Below are 18,775 nucleotides of genomic sequence, written 5' to 3'. Positions count from 1 at the left end.
GGATGTGGGGGATTCTGCTGAGCATCTATGAAACTGAATGCAACTTATATAAAAATACGTGATAAATGGTGGGGGCTTCCGCTGTTCCTGCCTTCTTTAATCTTGCCCATTTTCGGCCACATCAATACTTTCGCGCATATTTCTTCCGGTGAGGTTTTTCTCTTTTATCTGCCTCTGGCACTGATGATCAGCATGATGATGTTTTTCAGCTGGGCGGCATTGCCAGGGATCGCCTTAGGGATTTTTGTCCGCAAATATGCAGAGCTGGGTTTCTACGAAACGCTCTCATTAACGGCTAATTTTATTATCATTATCATTCTCTGTTGGGGCGGTTACAGGGTCTTTACTCCCCGGCGTAACAACGTTTCACATGGTGATACCCGTTTAATTTCCCAGCGTATATTCTGGCAGATTGTGTTTCCTGCAACGCTGTTTCTGATACTTTTCCAGTTTGCTGCGTTTGTAGGATTACTGGCGAGTAGAGAAAATCTGGTCGGCGTCATGCCTTTTAACCTCGGGACATTAATCAATTATCAGGCCTTACTGGTGGGTAATCTGATCGGTGTCCCGCTGTGCTACTTCATCATTCGAGTGGTGCGAAATCCGTGTTATTTACGCAGCTATTATTCGCAATTAAAACAGCAGGTTGATGTCAAAGTCACCAAAAAAGAGTTCGCGCTCTGGCTACTGGCATTAGGTGCGTTGTTGTTGCTGTTATGCATGCCGTTAAATGAAAAAAGCACAATTTTTAGCACCAACTATACCTTGTCATTATTGCTGCCCCTGATGATGTGGGGAGCGATGCGCTATGGTTATAAGCTGATTTCATTGCTCTGGGCGGTCGTGTTGATGATCAGCATCCACAGCTATCAAAATTACATTCCCATTTATCCTGGCTATACCACGCAGCTGACCATAACCTCCTCCAGTTATCTGGTATTCTCTTTTATTGTCAATTATATGGCTGTACTGGCAACCCGTCAGCGAGCGGTAGTCAGACGCATTCAGCGGCTTGCGTATGTGGACCCGGTGGTTCATCTGCCAAATGTTCGCGCCCTGAATCGCGCGTTGCGTGATGCCCCCTGGTCTGCGCTTTGTTATTTACGCATCCCTGGCATGGAAATGCTGGTTAAGAACTATGGCATCATGCTACGGATTCAATACAAGCAAAAACTTTCTCACTGGCTGTCACCCTTGCTGGAACCGGGTGAAGATGTTTATCAGCTTTCGGGTAACGATCTCGCGCTGCGACTGAATACAGAATCGCACCAGGAGCGCATTACCGAACTGGATAGCCATCTCAAGCAATTTCGTTTCTTTTGGGATGGAATGCCGATGCAACCGCAGATTGGCGTCAGTTACTGCTATGTGCGCTCGCCAGTGAATCATATCTACCTGCTGCTGGGAGAGCTAAATACGGTCGCCGAGCTTTCCATCGTGACCAACGCCCCGGAAAATATGCAGCGTCGCGGGGCAATGTATTTGCAACGCGAATTGAAAGATAAAGTCGCGATGATGAATCGGCTACAGCAGGCGCTGGAACACAACCATTTTTTCCTGATGGCCCAGCCGATTACCGGTATGCGTGGTGATGTCTACCATGAAATTCTTCTGCGCATGAAAGGTGAGAATGATGAACTGATCAGCCCCGACAGCTTCTTGCCGGTCGCGCACGAATTTGGTTTATCGTCGAGTATCGACATGTGGGTCATTGAGCATACGCTGCAATTTATGGCTGAAAACAGAGCGAAGATGCCCGCTCACCGTTTTGCGATTAATCTGTCGCCAACCTCGGTATGTCAGGCGCGTTTTCCCGTTGAAGTCAGTCAGCTGCTGGCTAAATATCAAATTGAAGCGTGGCAACTTATTTTTGAAGTCACCGAAAGTAATGCTCTGACCAATGTTAAGCAGGCGCAAATCACCTTGCAGCATCTTCAGGAATTAGGCTGCCAGATTGCGATTGATGATTTCGGCACCGGCTACGCCAGCTATGCGCGGCTTAAAAATGTGAATGCCGATTTGCTTAAAATTGACGGCAGTTTTATCCGCAATATTGTGTCAAATAGTCTGGATTATCAGATAGTGGCGTCGATTTGCCACCTGGCGCGAATGAAGAAAATGCGGGTAGTGGCAGAGTACGTTGAAAACGAAGAGATCCGCGAGGCGGTGTTCTCTTTGGGGATCGATTATATGCAGGGTTATCTTATTGGTAAGCCGCAACCGTTAATTGATACGCTGAATGAAATCGAACCCATTCGCGAAAGTGCCTGAATAATGCGGGCCGACATTTCTCGTCGGCCCGCAAAGCATTAAGCGGCGATTTCTGGGGTACTTTCTTCTTCAATTTTCAACCGCCAGCCAGCCACGCCTTCCCAGTATTCTTGCTCCTTTTCCAGATCAAGCAGTACCAGCGCATTCTGACTAAACCAGTCATGCGGGAAACGCAGTGTCCAGTGACTGTCATCGGTAATCAGCGTCAATGTTGGCGGTGTGGTGGTTGCCTGACGTTGATTATTGAGTAATACGCCAAGGCGCAATAGCTGAATCAGTGGCAGAAACTGTTTCTTCTTAAACAAGGTAAAGCGCGGCAGATCGTCGAGCTTAATCGCTTTACGGTGATAGCGCACCAGCGTCGCCATCATCAACTGCTGTTCCTGATTAAAACCCGGCAAGTCGCTGTTTTGCAGAATATAAGCGGAGTGGCGATGCAAACCGCTGTGGTTGATATTCAACCCGACCTCATGCAGCATGGCGGCCCATCGCAGTAGCGCCTCCAGTTGCGGATGCGCCAGCTTCGGTTGCTGTTCCCGCCACTGTTCGTACATTTGCATAGTGGTATCCAGCACCCGTCGGGCCTGTTCGCTGTCGATGTGATACTGGTTGGCGAGGCTGCTGGCGGTGCGACTACGCACATCCTGATGACGGAAACGTCCTTCCATTTCATACAGTACGCCTTCGCGTAACGCCCCGTCAGAAAGGCGCAGTTCACGGATGGCTAAAGCATCAAACACACCGCATAAAATCGCCAGTCCAGGAACGAAGACTGTTTTCCGCTCTTCGGAAAGACCCGGTAAACTCAGCGATGCGAAATTACGGTGACGTAAAACTTCTTTTACCAGTTTTTCCAGACGTTCCGGGGTAATTATCCCGTCTTTCTCGCCCATTTCCATTAACACTTCATGGGCGGCTTTTATGGTACCGGAAGCGCCCATTGCCACGTTCCAGCCCTGAATACGGAATTGCCAGGTTAACGTTTCCAGTTTTTGTGCTGCCGCCATACGAGCGCGCTGGAAATTCTCTTTATTGATGACCCCGCCAGGGAAATAAAGCTGGGCAAAGCTGACACAACCCATCCGGCGGCTTTCAACGAGAATAGGTTCGAAATTTTCACCAATCACCAGTTCCGTAGATCCGCCGCCAATATCAATAACCAGTTTGCGACCTTTCTCCGGTTGGGTATGTTCCACGCCCATAAAAATCAGACGGGCTTCTTCATTACCGGAAATAATTTCAATCGGGTAGGGAATGACCTTTTCCGCGCGTTTCAGAAAGTCAGTGGCGTTCAGCGCCTGACGCAGTGTATGGGTGCCAACTATACAGACGCTGGCAGGAGAAAACCCTTGTAGCCGTTCGGCAAACAGCGACAGACAGTTTAAACCGCGCGTCATTGCTTCTTCACTCAACATATTATCTGGCCCCAGGCCGTCCGCCAGATGCACCCGCTGTTTCAGGCGGCCAATAATCTGCATGGCACCATCTACCACACGGGCTATGACCATGTGAAAACTGTTTGAACCAAGATCGACCGCAGCAAACTCCTGCGGACGAGGGGATTTATCGTGTATTGGCATAGGGTTATTCAGGTTGTTCGAGTGATTTGATGTAGTCGTAAATCGCCAACTGCGCCCGTACTTTGCGGCGATTGCCGCGGGGAACGTAGCGATTACTGAGTTCTTTATCGATATAACGTGCTTTGACTGTATCGCTGAATAATATGTCGATGATGTCCAGCACCCGCTGCTTCAGGCGCGGATCGAGCAGCGGTGTCGCCACTTCAATACGATAATCAATATTGCGCGTCATCCAGTCGGCGGAAGAAAGGTAGACCTTTTTATCGCCGCCATTTTCAAAAATATAAACCCGGTCATGTTCAAGGTAACGGTCAACAATACTGATGGCACGAATGTTGTCGCTAATGCCTTCCAGATTGGGGATCAGCGAACACATGCCGCGAACCAGCAGATTAACCGGTACGCCGGAGCTGGAGGCCGCATACAGACGATCAACCAGGCCTTTATCGACAAGGTTATTTAGCTTCAGGGTGATACCGCTGGGCAGCCCTTGCTGCGCGTTGGCGATTTCGCGGTCCACCATTTCATACAACAGGCGGCGGGAGTTTTGCGGCGACACCATTAAATAATCAAATGTCACCGGACGGTATGGGTTTTCAATAAAGTTGAACACCCGCCGTACTTCGTTGGTGATGCGCGCATCGGCGGTCAGCAACGAATAGTCAGTATAAAGACGCGCGGTTTTTTCGTTAAAATTTCCGGTCCCGATGTGTGCGTAACGCACCACTTCACCGTTTTCTTTACGTGAAATCAGGAACAGTTTGGCGTGAATTTTCAGCCCCGGCGCAGAGAAGATAACGTGCACGCCTGCTTCGGTCAGGCGCTTCGCCCAGTGAATGTTGGCTTCTTCGTCGAAACGCGCCTGTAACTCAACCACCACGGTGACTTTCTTACCGTTGTGTGCGGCGTGGATCATCGAGTCGATGATGCGTGAATCTTTCGCCACGCGGTAAATGTTAATTTTAATCGCCAGTACGCTCGGGTCGAACGAAGCCTGACGCAGCAGTTCCAGCACATGCTCAAAGGTATGATAAGGATAATAGAGCAACACATCGCGTTCGCGAATGGCATCAAAACCATTGCGGAACTGGGCTTTATCAAACCAAATGTGGCGTAAACGCGGCAGTGGTTTGTTCACCAGATTGGCTTTGCCGACATTGGGGAAATTAATAAAGTCTTTAAAATTATGATAACGACCGCCGGGGACGATGGAGTCGTAGCGGGAAATAGTCAGTTTTTCGCGTAACACTTCAACCAGCGCATTGGGCATATCGCGCTGATAAACAAAACGCACCGGCTCAGCAGTTAAACGCTGCTTGAGACTGGAAGACATCAACTCCATCAGGCTGGCTTCCATCTCATGCACTAAATCGTATTCGGCATCGCGGGTCATCTTCATTGAATAGGCATTCAGCGCGTCATAATCAAAGAAGCCTTTGAAAATATCATCAAGGCAGTAACGCAGAATGTTATCCAGAAGAATCATCGGCTTGCGTCGACGCGGCGCTTCTGGCGGTAAATTCACAAAGCGCGGCACTTTATCTGATGGGATCTCCAGCAGCGCGTAACGGATGGTATCGCCACGGATAATTTCCACCGCCAGATAGGTGTAATCATCTTTCAGGAACTGCACTAAATCAGTGTCAGGATTGATTAAAATCGGCGTAATGTGCTGACGCAGATACTGCTTAAAATAATGACGCAGCCAGTTTTGTTGATTGACGGAGAGCTGGCGTTCATTAATCAGGAAGATCTGGTTGCGCGCCATCTCCAGCAACAACTCGTTGTAGAGGCCGTCGAATTCCTGATCGGCTTTCAGCACCCGGGACTGAATTTTGCCCAGTAAATGGCGGGAATGAGAGTTGGAACCTTGTTCTTCGCTAATAATGATGCGTCGCTTCAGTTCAGCGAAGCGGACTTTATAGAACTCATCAAGGTTATTGGAATAGATCCCCAGGAAACGCATCCTTTCAATCAGCGGGTTAGATTTGTCCGCCGCTTCCTGAAGCACGCGTTCATTGAACGATAACCAACTGAGCTCTTTTTCGATGTATAGCTTTTCCTGACCCATTACCACTTTTACTCCGTTTTATTCACGGGACACTGCCTGGATATTATGGCGAGCAATATTGGCAGATGTCCAACTATGCCAGAAAAGGGGGAAAAAAACTGCTGGAGCTTGCGATTTACAGGTGAATTGAAAAACGCCAGCGGCAGAGCTGGCGCTTTAACTACGGGGGCATTACTCGTCGGCAGCGTAGCCCTGCGGCGGCAGACGTTGACCATCCAGCCACGCGGCGTTTTCGTGCATTTTCAGACGACCATCGGCAAACCAGCTAATCACCAGTGGATAAATAGCGTGTTCCTGGGTTTGCACGCGGGCGGTGATGTCATCTTCCGTATCACCAGCAAATACCGGGACTTTCGCCTGTAAAATAACCGGGCCACCGTCCAGTTCATCGGTGACGAAATGCACCGATGTACCGTGCTCTTCATCGCCATTTTCCAGCGCCTGACGATGGGTGTGTAATCCGGGATATTTCGGCAGCAGAGAAGGGTGAATGTTCAGCAAACGCCCGGCATAGTGGGAGACAAACGCCGGGCTGAGAATGCGCATAAAACCAGCCAGCACGACCACATCGGGTGCGTACATGTTGATTTCATGAATCAACTCCCGGTCATAGGCTTCACGACTGTCAAACGCGCTGGCGATGAGCGTATGCGTTGCAATACCCGCCTGGCGGGCGCGTTCAAGGCCGAACGCGTCGGCCTTATTGCTGAAAACTGCCCGTACGGTGCCTTTAATTTTGTTGGTTTTGCAGGCGTCAATAATTGCCTGCAAATTACTTCCGTTGCCGGAAATAAGCACCACAATATTCATTATTCGATAACCACGCGTTGTTCGGAATCAGAGGCTTTGATGATACCGATTTTCCACGCGTTTTCACCGTTGGCATTGAGCAGGGCGAGGGCTTTGTCCACTTCCGGAGCAGGCAGGGCAATAATCATCCCGACGCCGCAGTTGAAGGTGCGATACATTTCATGGCGCTCAACGTTACCTGCCGTTTGCAGCCAGTTGAACACTTCCGGCCACTGCCAGGAAGATTCATCAATCACTGCCTGGGTATTATCTGGCAATACGCGCGGAATGTTTTCCCAGAAGCCGCCGCCGGTCAGGTGCGCAATGGCATGCACATCGACCTTTTCAATCAATTTCAGCACTGACTTCACGTAAATGCGGGTCGGTGCCAGCAGATGATCGGCTAATGGCTTACCATCAAGTTCGGTGGTTTGCGGATCACAACCGCTGACTTCAAGAATTTTGCGCACCAGCGAATAGCCGTTCGAGTGCGGACCGCTGGAGCCGAGTGCAATCAGCACATCGCCGTCGCTGACTTTAGATCCGTCAATGATTTCTGATTTTTCTACCACGCCAACGCAGAAACCAGCGACATCGTAATCTTCACCGTGATACATCCCCGGCATTTCTGCCGTTTCGCCACCCACCAGTGAACAGCCCGATTGCAGACAACCTTCCGCGATGCCGCTGATCACCGCTGAAGCGGTATCAACATCCAGTTTTCCGGTTGCGTAATAGTCGAGGAAAAACAGCGGTTCCGCACCTTGCACCACCAGGTCATTAACGCACATGGCGACCAGATCAATACCAATGGTGTCGTGACGTTTTAAGTCCATCGCCAGACGCAGCTTGGTACCTACGCCGTCAGTGCCGGAAACCAGCACGGGTTCACGATATTTTTGCGGCAATGCACACAGCGCACCGAAGCCGCCCAGACCGCCCATCACTTCCGGACGACGCGTTTTCTTCACTACGCCTTTGATTCTTCCAACCAGAGCATTACCCGCGTCAATATCAACACCGGCATCTTTGTAGCTAAGAGAGGTTTTATCGGTCACTGCTTGGGTCCCCACGCGTTACTTGCGGTAGAAAAATAAAATTCGGCGCAATTCTAACAGGGAAAGCAAACGTTTGCGAGACTGCTTTACACAACCTTTTTGCACGTCTTTTCCCCAGGCGCGCGGCGAAAGAATACTTGTACCAGGGCAAAGGATCGTTTTCGGATGGAATAATCTTCTTCCATAACCATTTGAATACAAAATAACTTTATCTCAAACCGTTATCATTTTGACTAAAGTCAACGAAAATAATATTGCCGCCTTGAAGAAAGGAGGTATAATCCGTCGATTTTTTTTGTGGCTGCCCCTCAAAGGAGAAAGAGTATGAAGATCGTGGAAGTCAAACACCCACTCGTCAAACACAAGCTGGGACTGATGCGTGAGCAAGATATCAGCACCAAGCGCTTTCGCGAACTCGCTTCCGAAGTGGGTAGCCTGCTGACTTACGAAGCGACCGCCGACCTCGAAACGGAAAAAGTCACTATCGAAGGCTGGAACGGCCCGGTAGAAATCGACCAGATCAAAGGTAAGAAAATTACCGTTGTGCCAATTCTGCGTGCGGGTCTGGGGATGATGGACGGTGTGCTGGAAAACGTTCCGAGCGCGCGCATCAGCGTCGTCGGTATGTACCGTAATGAAGAAACGCTGGAGCCGGTACCGTACTTCCAGAAACTGGTTTCTAACATCGATGAGCGTATGGCGCTGATCGTTGACCCAATGCTGGCAACCGGTGGTTCCGTTATCGCGACCATCGACCTGCTGAAAAAAGCGGGCTGCAGCAGCATCAAAGTTCTGGTGCTGGTAGCTGCGCCAGAAGGTATCGCTGCGCTGGAAAAAGCGCACCCGGACGTCGAACTGTATACTGCATCGATTGACCAGGGACTGAACGAGCACGGATACATTATTCCGGGCCTCGGCGATGCCGGTGACAAAATCTTTGGTACGAAATAAAGAATAAAAATAATTAAAGCCGACTTTAAGAGTCGGCTTTTTTTTGAGTAAAGCGCCTATAACACATAATACAGAGGATAATACTATGACGCGCCGTGCTATCGGGGTGAGTGAAAGACCGCCACTTTTACAGACAATCCCGCTTAGTTTGCAACATTTGTTCGCTATGTTTGGTGCAACCGTCCTGGTGCCCGTCTTATTTCATATTAACCCGGCGACTGTACTGTTATTTAACGGTATAGGAACGCTGCTGTATCTCTTCATCTGTAAAGGGAAAATCCCGGCTTATCTTGGTTCCAGCTTTGCCTTTATTTCACCGGTATTGTTACTGTTGCCGTTAGGGTATGAAGTCGCGCTGGGCGGCTTTATTATGTGCGGCGTGCTGTTCTGCCTGGTTTCTTTTATCGTGAAGAAAGCGGGGACCGGCTGGCTGGACGTGCTGTTTCCACCTGCGGCAATGGGCGCAATCGTTGCCGTCATCGGTCTGGAGCTGGCGGGCGTAGCTGCCGGTATGGCGGGTTTACTCCCGGCTGAAGGGCAAACGCCAGACTCCAAAACCATCATCATCTCTATTACCACCCTGGCGGTCACGGTTTTAGGTTCCGTGCTGTTTCGTGGTTTCCTGGCAATTATCCCGATTTTAATTGGCGTGCTGGTGGGCTACGCGCTCTCTTTCGCAATGGGAATTGTCGATACCACGCCGATTATTAATGCTCACTGGTTTGCGCTGCCAACTCTCTATACGCCGCGCTTCGAGTGGTTTGCCATTCTGACTATTCTGCCAGCGGCGTTAGTGGTTATTGCCGAACACGTAGGGCACCTGGTAGTAACGGCTAATATCGTCAAAAAAGATCTGCTGCGCGATCCAGGTCTGCACCGTTCGATGTTTGCTAACGGCTTGTCGACCGTGATCTCCGGCTTCTTTGGCTCCACGCCAAATACTACCTACGGGGAAAACATTGGCGTGATGGCGATCACCCGTGTTTACAGTACCTGGGTTATCGGCGGTGCGGCGATTTTCGCTATCCTGCTTTCCTGCGTCGGTAAACTGGCTGCTGCTATCCAGATGATTCCATTGCCGGTGATGGGCGGCGTTTCGCTGCTGCTTTACGGTGTCATCGGTGCTTCCGGTATTCGTGTGTTGATCGAATCGAAAGTGGATTACAACAAAGCACAGAACCTGATCCTGACTTCCGTTATTTTGATCATCGGCGTCAGTGGCGCGAAGGTAAACATTGGCGCGGCGGAGCTGAAAGGTATGGCGCTGGCGACCATCGTCGGTATCGGCTTAAGTTTGATCTTCAAACTGATTAGTATGCTGCGCCCTGAAGAAGTGGTGCTGGACGCAGAAGACGCGGATATAACAGACAAATAATGTACCGACCGGGCAGTGTTGCTGCCCGGTTCAAACATCATGGGATTCTGTGGTAAACTTCTCGCGATTTTGTGAAATCCTGGTTGAGGTATCTCTGAACACACCGGCACAGCTCTCTTTGCCACTTTATCTTCCTGACGACGAAACCTTTGCAAGTTTCTGGCCGGGGGATAACTCCTCTTTACTGGCCGCGCTGCAAAACGTGCTGCGTCAGGAACATAGCGGTTACATCTATCTCTGGGCACGCGAAGGCGCGGGGCGCAGCCATCTGCTGCACGCGGCTTGCGCGGAATTGTCGCAGCGTGGCGATGCGGTGGGCTATGTCCCGCTGGATAAACGCACTTGGTTTGTTCCGGAAGTGCTCGACGGTATGGAGCATTTGTCGCTGGTCTGTATTGACAACATTGAGTGTATTGCAGGCGATGAGTTGTGGGAGATGGCGATTTTCGATCTCTACAATCGAATTCTGGAATCGGGCAAAACACGGTTGTTGATCACCGGCGATCGTCCACCGCGGCAGTTGAATCTGGGATTACCGGATCTCGCGTCGCGACTCGACTGGGGGCAGATCTACAAATTGCAGCCACTTTCTGATGAAGATAAGTTGCAGGCGCTACAGTTACGCGCGCGTTTGCGTGGTTTTGAACTGCCGGAAGATGTGGGGCGTTTCTTGCTGAAGCGGCTCGACAGAGAAATGCGCACGTTGTTTATGACGCTGGATCAGCTGGATCGTGCGTCGATTACCGCGCAACGCAAGCTGACCATTCCTTTTGTGAAAGAAATTCTGAAGTTGTAGATAAGGTGTTTATTGTCGGATGCGCACCCATAGTATTCGTAGGCCGGATAAGACGCGGCAAGCGTCGCATCCGGCAATGTGCTTCAACTAGCGATGGAGCACTTCTTAACCCACGATTTCCAGTACCTGCTCCGGTGGACGACCAATCCGCGCTTTGCCATTCGCGACCACAATCGGGCGCTCCATTAGCTTCGGATTATCCACCATTGCCTGAATCAGCGCCTCTTCGCTAAGCGAACTGTCAGCCAGGTTCAGTTCTTTATAAAGATCCTCTTTCTGGCGCATCAATTCACGAGCGCTATTCATTCCCAGCATTTTCAGCAAATCACGCAGCGTTGCCGCATCGGCGGGTGTCTCAAGGTAGAGCACCACTTCTGGCTCCACGCCGTTTTCTTTCAGCAGGTTCAGCGTTTCCCGGCTCTTTGAACAGCGTGGGTTATGGTAGATTTTTACCTGTTTGGTCATTGTTCTTCCTTTAATGCGAATTACATCTTGGTATAAGGCTTAAAGCGTTCCTGCAGCTGGCGCAACTGGTCGATGCGCGCATCGTAACGCGCTTGTTGCAGGCTGCCTAATTTCACCTGAGAACTGGCGCTACTCAACAAGGAAATGGCCTGATCGAGTCGCCCGGCGAGCGCATAACCTTCTGCTCGCGCAGCCAGTTCCTGATCGCGGTTATTTAGCGCGGCTTCCGCCTGTGCCAGTAAATCCCAGCCGTTGCTGTCATCTTTATTGTTAAAAGTGTAGCGATTCAGAATATTGGCCGCTTCTTGTGGTTGACCGCCTTGCAGATAAGCGTTCGCCAGGTTGAGCTGCAACACCGGATTGGTGCGCAAATCACGGGCATTTTTCAGGCGATTGATTGCCTCATTGGCTTTGTTTTGCCCAAGATCGATATCGGTAGCCAGATCGAGATACCATGCGTTGCCAGGTTCTGCCGCCAGTAACGGTTGCAGCGTTTTACGCGCCTCATCGTATTTATTGGCTTCCATCGCCTGTAGAGCACGACCATATTGCGCCGCTCGTTGCTGACGAACGTTTCCTTTCGCCCATTCATCCAGCAAATCACTGGTGAGCTGGTTACGTCCGGAATTATACATCCCCAGTGTGCGCACTTTTGCCAGATAGAAATCTTCTGACGATTGCACCACCATCGGGCGCATCTGATTGGCACGGTTACGGGCATCAGCCAGACGGCTTTCCGGTAGTGGGTGAGTGAGCAGAATTTCTGGTGGGCGCGAGGAGTAACGCGCCTGATCGAGTAATTTTTCGAGGAAGGTCGGCATCGCCTGCGGATCGAATCCCGAGCGTTGCAGCACCTGAATACCAATGCGGTCCGCTTCCTGTTCATTTTGCTGGGTGAAACTGATCATCCCCTGGCGCGTTCCCGCCAGTGTACCGGTCAGCGCCGCCATCCCCGCCTGCGGACTGGCCATCGCCAGTAAAATAGAACCTAACGCGCCGACCCAGGTCAGCGGCGCGCTGCGCTGCTGATCTTCCATCGCTCGCGCCAGGTGACGTTGGGTGACGTGGGAGATTTCGTGCGCCATAACTGAAGCCAGTTGACTTTCGTTATCGGAATAACGGAACAGGGCAGAGTGCAGCACCACGTTGCCGCCAAAGAAAGCAAAGGCGTTAATTTCGTCGTTGTTGATCAGAAAGAAATGAAACGGTGTCTTAACCGAATTGGCATGCGAAACCAGACGCATACCCAGCGAATTAATATATTGCGTTAACAGCGGGTCATTAATTAACGGCGCGCTGCCGCGTAGCTGGCGGACATAATAGTCGCCCATCTGCATTTCCTGACCAATGGAAAGCGTGCTTCCTGCGGAGGTTCCCATATCCGGCAAGGTGTCTGCGCTGTCGGCAAACGCCGGGGCTACCTGACCAATGGTCATAGCAGCAATGAGGGTTGCAACCAGGTTTTTTTTCAACTGCCTGAACATAACCTCTATCCTGTATTTCTGAAGATAGTCATTTGACCGATACTGTGAAATATCGTTCCCACCGCGCCGCCTTTGAGTGTAACGGCGAAGATTAGCCCACTCAAATGACTTTTCAGTTTCCTGAATCCGTCATAAAAAGCGAAGTCTTTTTTGTGACATTTCGATACAATTGCGGATCGCAATCCCGCTCTTGAGGTTCAGGGAAGGTCTTTATGCTCGAAATGTTGATGCAATGGTATCGCCGCCGTTTTAGCGACCCGGAAGCGATTGCCTTGCTGGTTATTTTAGTTGCCGGATTTGGCATTATCTTTTTCTTTAGTGGCCTGCTTGCTCCACTGTTGGTGGCTATTGTGCTGGCCTATTTGCTGGAATGGCCAACCGTGCGCCTGCAATCTATTGGCTGCTCCCGCCGCTGGGCGACGTCGATTGTATTGGTGGTTTTCGTCGGTATATTGCTACTGATGGCGTTCGTGGTATTGCCTATCGCCTGGCAGCAGGGCATCTACTTAATTCGCGATATGCCGGGGATGCTCAATAAGCTTTCTGACTTTGCCGCCACGTTGCCGCGCCGCTATCCGGCGTTGATGGATGCGGGCATTATTGATGCAATGGCCGAAAATATGCGCAGTCGGATGCTGACCATGGGCGATTCGGTGGTGAAAATTTCCCTCGCCTCGCTGGTCGGTTTGCTGACCATAGCCGTCTATCTGGTGCTGGTACCATTGATGGTCTTCTTCCTGCTGAAAGACAAAGAGCAGATGCTGAACGCCGTTCGTCGGGTGCTGCCGCGTAACCGTGGGCTGGCAGGACAGGTGTGGAAGGAGATGAATCAACAAATCACCAACTATATCCGCGGCAAAGTGCTGGAGATGATCGTGGTGGGGATCGCCACCTGGCTGGGGTTCTTACTCTTCGGGCTGAACTATTCGCTGCTGCTGGCGGTGCTGGTCGGCTTCTCGGTACTTATTCCGTACATTGGTGCATTTGTGGTGACCATTCCGGTGGTTGGCGTGGCGCTATTCCAGTTTGGTGCTGGCACGGAATTCTGGAGCTGCTTCGCGGTGTATCTGATTATTCAGGCGCTGGACGGCAACCTGTTAGTACCTGTGTTGTTCTCCGAAGCGGTTAACCTGCATCCGCTGGTCATTATTTTATCAGTAGTGATCTTCGGTGGTTTGTGGGGATTCTGGGGCGTATTCTTCGCCATTCCGTTGGCGACGTTGATCAAAGCCGTGATTCACGCCTGGCCCGATGGGCAAATCGCGCAAGAATAATCTTCAGCCCGACGAACTGTTTCGCCGGGCTGATTTTTAGGGTTCCTGACGTAAATAAATAGCCCGATAACAAATACTCACCAGCACTGCACCGCCGATAATATTACCCAGCATCACCGGGAGCAGATTGGCGGTAATAAAATGGCTGACCGTCAGTGCCGGAAAATGGTCTGCGCTACTGTGCGCCAGTTGCCAGAAGGAGGTAGGGGCGAAATGGCGAATGGCAATGGCGAACGGAATCACAAACAAATTGGCGATACAGTGCTCAAAACCACTGGCGACAAACAGGGTGATGGGCAAAATCATGGCGACGATTTTGTCGCATAACGAACGTCCGCAATAACTCATCCACAGCGCCAGGCAAACCATCTCATTGCACATAATGCCGAGGCTGACTGATTCAGTAAATGTATGATGCATTTTGCCCTCGGCGCAGTGTAAAACCGCGACTCCCCACATCGCGTTTTCACTCATCACCAGCCCGGAAAACCAGATTAACAAACTGAAACAGGCAATACCTGCCAGATTACCGCAGGCCACCAGAAGTGCATTAATCAGCCATGTTCGCCAGCTAATAACGCCCCGACTTTTTGCCATCACCGTCATTACCGACGAGGTGAACAGGCTGGTGCCGCAAACCGCCAGCAAAATAAAGCCGAGTGTAAAGCAAAGGCCGCCCACCAGATGTGTTAATGCTTGTGAAGACGGGGCATCGGCGATAACGGAAAGGTAAAAAGTAAATCCGATCGCCATAAACACGCCAGCGGACATCGCCATTAAAAAGACCGACACTTTGCTGCGGGCAATTTTATGGGCGGCAATCCGTTCAGCGATTGCCGCTTTTCTGGCGCTCAACTGCAAGTCGAAAGAGAGTTTGTTTCTCATGCATACTCCTGCAAAAACAGATTACAACACCTCGCGAACCGAGATCCCCAGCCGCTGCATTCGTGACAGCAGCGTGGTGCGCTTCATCCCTAATCGCGTCGCCGCGCCACGGGGCCCGGCAACAATGCCATTGGTTTCTCGCAATACCTGAACAATGCGCTGACGTTCTTCTTCGTCATTCTCTGGCGTCGTCGGGTGCAGCAACTGCGCCATTGAACTGCGAAGCGCTGAATCTTCATTTAGCGTCGGCAGTAAACGGCTTTGTCGGACATTAAGATGTAAATTCAGACTGTTACCGCGAGTCAGTAGTACCGCTCGCTCAATCACGTTTTCCAGCTCGCGCACGTTGCCCGGCCAGTCCCACGACATCAACTGGCGTAGCGCCTCGGTCGGGATGGCGTCAATTGCGCGATTCATATGGCGCGCCATTTTTTGCGTGAAATGCTTTGCTAAAAGAGGGATATCTTCCGGACGGTCGCGCAGTGGCGGCAGTTCCAGTGGGAAGACATTCAGGCGATAAAAGAGATCGCTGCGAAACTGGCGATCTTCAACCATTTGCCACAAATCACGGTTGGTGGCGGCAATGACTCTGACATTTACCGGGATCGTTCTACTCCCGCCGAGACGCTCAATCTCCCGTTCCTGCAATACGCGCAGCAGTTTAGGCTGAAGTTCTAACGGCAGATCGCCAATTTCATCGAGAAACAACGTACCGCCATCGGCAATTTCAAAACGACCACGATGGGTATTAATCGCACCAGTAAATGCCCCTTTGTCATGACCGAATAACTCACTTTCCAGAAGACTGGCGGGGATGGCAGCGCAGTTGATTTTGACCAGTGGCTTGTCGCGTCGTGGGCTAAGTTGATGGATCGCTCTGGCGATCACCTCTTTGCCGGTTCCGGTTTCACCACAAATCAACACCGTACTGTCGCTCTTCGCCACAATATCTACCTGCTGGAGCAGGTCTTCCATTGCCTGGCTTTGATAGATAATGTCACCGACGCCCAGATTCGAAAGGAGCTGCTCGCTAAGCTGGTGGTTTTCTTGCTGCAAGCTTTCCTGCAAATCGGTCATGCTGCGCCAGGCATCGGCATTGCCAACGGCAATAGCGATGCGATCGGCAATATGTTGTAGTAGCTGGCAGTTTTCCTCACTAAAGAGAGTGGAAGAGGTATGCGCCAGCAACAATGCGCCCGGTGTATGGTTGCCAAAGGTGAGCGGTATAAGGAGCGCAGATTCGCAGCCGTTAGATGCAAGTAAGTGTAATAACGGGTCGCGTTGCCAGAGAAACAGATCGTCTGCACGGTGCGTCAAGGTCGGTTGTCGGGTTTGTAGCGTTTGTGTCAGCAATACACTTTCGCCAGGCATACAGCGTGGCAGACACGCACAATGTGAGGCAGAAAGATCGCTGCACCACAGGCTGAACTTCTCGTTCTTTCGATGATCGCCCAGTACCATACTGACTGAAGCCAGACCGAAAAAATGATGGATCTCACGAGCGACGTCAGCGATCAGATCGTCGAGATCAAGATGTGACAACACTGCATTAGTGATATCCACCAGTACCCGATGATGATCGCGATCTTTCTTCAGCAAACGCAGCGCCACCTGCTGTTCTTCATCATTGAGCCATGATTGCAGAACCGGAGTGATTATGTGTGCCAGCCAGTTAAACAGTGTGCAATCCTGGGGAGTAAAACGACTGCCGTGGGTGCGAATAAAGCGTAGCTCCGCCATTCCACTACTGCCGAGAAGGACGGCGTGGCGCGAATAATCGACCATCTCACCCTGATACTCTGTTGTTGCCGTCACATCGCTGCCATCATCATGGTAGCGGTAATAGAAGTTGCTTTTGAGAACATGCAGTTCAATAAGTTGTACCGGGCTGAACGGCGGCGGCAGCGGGATGAAGGCGCGTAATAAAGACGCCTTGCCGTGTTTCTGCGCTAACCGCTCCGCGAGCATTCCGTTTACCGCTTCAATTGTTATTCCTTGCGGCGGGGCAAACATCGCCTCGTCTGACATAGCCATCAACAGTCCTTATTAATGAGAAATCCTTCTCACGCAATTTTTCTGGCCATCAGATAGATGGCCGGTTCCTGCACAATTTCATCCAACAGATGAATGAATTGAATGCTACGCGCCTGCCACGCCGACGTCGCGTCATCTGCCAGTGGCGCGAATGCCCGGGTCAACAGGGCGGTGTGGCTGGCGTCAATAACAATCTCACCAAAGGTCATCACCCCCAGCATCTTACGTCGGGCTTGCTCCTCTTCGACCTGTGCAAGCCAATCTTCGTATTCCGTCTGTGGGCAGCGGAAGGCGACATTCAGACAATCAATCACGCCAACGTGATGGCCGATAGCTAGCGAGTAATACATTACCTGAGAGCTGTGTTCCGGCATCTCGTCGCTACTGGCGACAAACTTTTTTCGCAGCGTCCAGAAAACAATTTCCCCGCACTCTTCAGTCATGTAACCCCCGGAGTACGCGAAAGAGTTGCTGAACGATACTATTGAGACGTGGATCGTCGGCATCGCGCAACCAGGTGTTAACCCGATTTCCTGTAGGATCGTCGCTTAAATGGCGCAGGAGTCGATCGCAAATTTCTCGCCCTTGACGATAGCCCGCCAGCCGCCTCGCTTCTCGCTCAATGGCGATACGCTGTGATGGCGGGATCTGCGGCCACAGCGGTTGCATGGTCACCCCGGTGGGATCGCGATAATCCACCGCGTGAATCTTCTGTTGCAGCAAACCGAGCGCCACGGCGAAACCGTGAATGGTGGCGGCCGGTGTTGGCGGGCAGCCGGGGATCCAAACATCAATGGGGACAATGGTGTCGCTGCCGCCCCAGACGCTGTAAAGATCGTGGAAAATACCGCCGCCGACACCGCACGCGCCGTAGGAAACACAAATTTTATGATCGGGGGCAGACTCATATGCCCGAAGTGCAGGCATACGCATCGCACGGGTGACTGCGCCAGTAAATAACAAAATATCGGCGTGACGCGGTGATGAAACAACCTTAATGCCAAAACGTTCTGCGTCGAATACGGGTGTGATGGCGGCAAAAATTTCGATTTCGCAGGCGTTACAGCCGCCGCAATCGACGCGATAAACGTAAGCCGAGCGACGGATATCCTGTAGCAAATGCTGCTTCATCTTTTGCGTTTGCTCGTCCAGCGTAATGGGCTGGCTGACATGTTGCGTAAGCACTGGACTCATAGCTGCTCCTTAGCCACCAGCGGTTCATTTGTGTCGTCGTTGATCAGCGTCGCGCGTTGTTTGCATTCCGGGCAGACGCTCGCTTGCGCCCGTAACATTTCGCGGTTTTGTGGTGCATTTTGTTGCTGTGCCAACAGTTCTGCAGCCAGTGCGACGGTTTTTTGCGGGGCAAATGGGCGTTCGCAACGACTGCAACGTTGTAGATGAAACGTCGCGCGGGTATAGAGATCGGCTTTATTGGTGACGGTCAGTTCAAAGTTATTGGTAAGCTGAATGGCTCTGGTCGGGCACACTTCTTCACAACGTCCGCAGTAAATACAACGCCCCAGATAGAGCTGCCAGGTGCGCGTATTTTGCTGGTCGTCGGTCTGGATAGTCAGCGCATTTGCCGGACAAGCACAGGCGCAGGCACCGCAGGCAATACATTGGCTGGGCATCAGGTCCGGTTTCCCGCGAAAGCCTGGGCTGACCTCCAGTGGCGCGAAGGGATATTTCACCGTCGCGGTTCCGGCGCGCATAATAGTTTTCAGTAACTTCAGCATCTTCTG

16 protein-coding genes are annotated in these 18,775 nt (G+C 51.4%); 5 read left to right on the top strand and 11 right to left on the bottom strand.

What is annotated here, in order from left to right:
* The first annotated feature begins 27 nt into the window (after positions 1–27).
* The gene (gene pdeF / locus ACJHYW_RS09395; RefSeq protein WP_000772782.1) at positions 28–2,271 is read left to right on the top strand and encodes a cyclic-guanylate-specific phosphodiesterase PdeF; all 2,244 of its coding nucleotides are present in this window, start codon (positions 28–30) and stop codon (positions 2,269–2,271) included.
* A 38-nt stretch (positions 2,272–2,309) separates the two neighbouring features.
* Here pdeF and ppx read toward each other — a convergent pair whose 3' ends face one another.
* From ppx to purM, 4 genes are all read right to left on the bottom strand, one after another.
* Positions 2,310–3,851 carry an exopolyphosphatase gene (gene ppx / locus ACJHYW_RS09390; protein WP_001121363.1) on the bottom strand — a complete coding sequence of 514 codons (1,542 nt, stop codon included), beginning with the start codon at positions 3,849–3,851 and terminating at the stop codon, positions 2,310–2,312.
* Between the two features lie 4 nt (positions 3,852–3,855).
* Complete coding sequence (ppk1, locus tag ACJHYW_RS09385) at positions 3,856–5,922, bottom strand: polyphosphate kinase 1 (protein WP_000529576.1); 2,067 nt, start codon at positions 5,920–5,922, stop codon at positions 3,856–3,858.
* A gap of 171 nt (positions 5,923–6,093) precedes the next feature.
* On the bottom strand, positions 6,094–6,732 hold the full coding sequence (gene purN, locus ACJHYW_RS09380) for a phosphoribosylglycinamide formyltransferase (protein ID WP_001028623.1): 639 nt from the start codon (positions 6,730–6,732) through the stop codon (positions 6,094–6,096).
* Complete coding sequence (gene purM / locus ACJHYW_RS09375; protein WP_001296287.1) at positions 6,732–7,769, bottom strand: phosphoribosylformylglycinamidine cyclo-ligase; 1,038 nt, start codon at positions 7,767–7,769, stop codon at positions 6,732–6,734. Before purM ends, purN begins: the two co-directional genes overlap by 1 nt.
* Before the next feature lie 324 nt (positions 7,770–8,093).
* Between purM and upp the strand changes: the two genes are divergently transcribed.
* The 3 genes from upp (at position 8,094) to ACJHYW_RS09360 (ending at position 10,891) form a co-directional block, all read left to right on the top strand.
* Entirely contained in the window at positions 8,094–8,720 is a 627-nt protein-coding gene (upp, locus tag ACJHYW_RS09370; RefSeq protein ID WP_001295473.1) for a uracil phosphoribosyltransferase, read from the top strand.
* Positions 8,721–8,805: 85 nt separating this feature from the next.
* Positions 8,806–10,095 (top strand): uracil permease, encoded by a 1,290-nt coding sequence (uraA, locus tag ACJHYW_RS09365; RefSeq protein WP_000198327.1) that lies wholly within the window; start codon positions 8,806–8,808, stop codon positions 10,093–10,095.
* 94 nt (positions 10,096–10,189) lie between these two features.
* On the top strand, positions 10,190–10,891 hold the full coding sequence (locus tag ACJHYW_RS09360) for a DnaA inactivator Hda (RefSeq protein WP_001307333.1): 702 nt from the start codon (positions 10,190–10,192) through the stop codon (positions 10,889–10,891).
* A gap of 105 nt (positions 10,892–10,996) precedes the next feature.
* On the opposite strand, the gene arsC is transcribed toward ACJHYW_RS09360, so the two are convergent.
* Positions 10,997–11,356 carry an arsenate reductase (glutaredoxin) gene (gene arsC, locus ACJHYW_RS09355; RefSeq protein WP_000166449.1) on the bottom strand — a complete coding sequence of 120 codons (360 nt, stop codon included), beginning with the start codon at positions 11,354–11,356 and terminating at the stop codon, positions 10,997–10,999.
* Between the two features lie 20 nt (positions 11,357–11,376).
* Positions 11,377–12,840, bottom strand: a complete 1,464-nt coding sequence (gene bepA / locus ACJHYW_RS09350; protein WP_000489677.1) for a beta-barrel assembly-enhancing protease — start codon at positions 12,838–12,840, stop codon at positions 11,377–11,379.
* Positions 12,841–13,052: 212 nt separating this feature from the next.
* On the opposite strand from bepA, the gene ACJHYW_RS09345 reads away from it, so the two are divergent.
* On the top strand, positions 13,053–14,114 hold the full coding sequence (locus ACJHYW_RS09345) for an AI-2E family transporter (protein ID WP_000892044.1): 1,062 nt from the start codon (positions 13,053–13,055) through the stop codon (positions 14,112–14,114).
* A gap of 36 nt (positions 14,115–14,150) precedes the next feature.
* On the opposite strand, the gene focB is transcribed toward ACJHYW_RS09345, so the two are convergent.
* Genes focB through hyfH form a run of 5 tightly spaced genes read right to left on the bottom strand, consistent with a single transcriptional unit; the run spans position 14,151 to position 18,769 of the window.
* Positions 14,151–14,999: a formate transporter FocB gene (focB, locus tag ACJHYW_RS09340; RefSeq protein WP_061092814.1), complete on the bottom strand. Its 849-nt coding sequence runs from the start codon at positions 14,997–14,999 to the stop codon at positions 14,151–14,153.
* Positions 15,000–15,020: 21 nt separating this feature from the next.
* Positions 15,021–17,033 carry a DNA-binding transcriptional regulator HyfR gene (gene hyfR, locus ACJHYW_RS09335; protein ID WP_001251524.1) on the bottom strand — a complete coding sequence of 671 codons (2,013 nt, stop codon included), beginning with the start codon at positions 17,031–17,033 and terminating at the stop codon, positions 15,021–15,023.
* Between the two features lie 29 nt (positions 17,034–17,062).
* A complete protein-coding gene (gene hyfJ, locus ACJHYW_RS09330; protein ID WP_001361595.1) occupies positions 17,063–17,476 on the bottom strand; it encodes a hydrogenase 4 assembly chaperone HyfJ in 414 nt (137 codons plus the stop codon).
* Positions 17,469–18,227, bottom strand: coding sequence for a hydrogenase 4 catalytic subunit HyfI (gene hyfI, locus ACJHYW_RS09325; RefSeq protein ID WP_000075546.1), 759 nt, complete (start codon positions 18,225–18,227; stop codon positions 17,469–17,471). The genes hyfJ and hyfI overlap by 8 nt, the downstream gene beginning before the upstream one ends.
* The gene (gene hyfH / locus ACJHYW_RS09320) at positions 18,224–18,769 is read right to left on the bottom strand and encodes a hydrogenase 4 subunit H (RefSeq protein ID WP_000916073.1); all 546 of its coding nucleotides are present in this window, start codon (positions 18,767–18,769) and stop codon (positions 18,224–18,226) included. Before hyfH ends, hyfI begins: the two co-directional genes overlap by 4 nt.
* Positions 18,770–18,775 lie beyond the last annotated feature (6 nt).

The organism is Escherichia sp. WS3063 (assembly GCF_046486595.1).
Classification (GTDB): Bacteria; Pseudomonadota; Gammaproteobacteria; order Enterobacterales; family Enterobacteriaceae; genus Escherichia; species Escherichia coli.
This window is presented reverse-complemented; position numbering and strand designations above follow the sequence as displayed.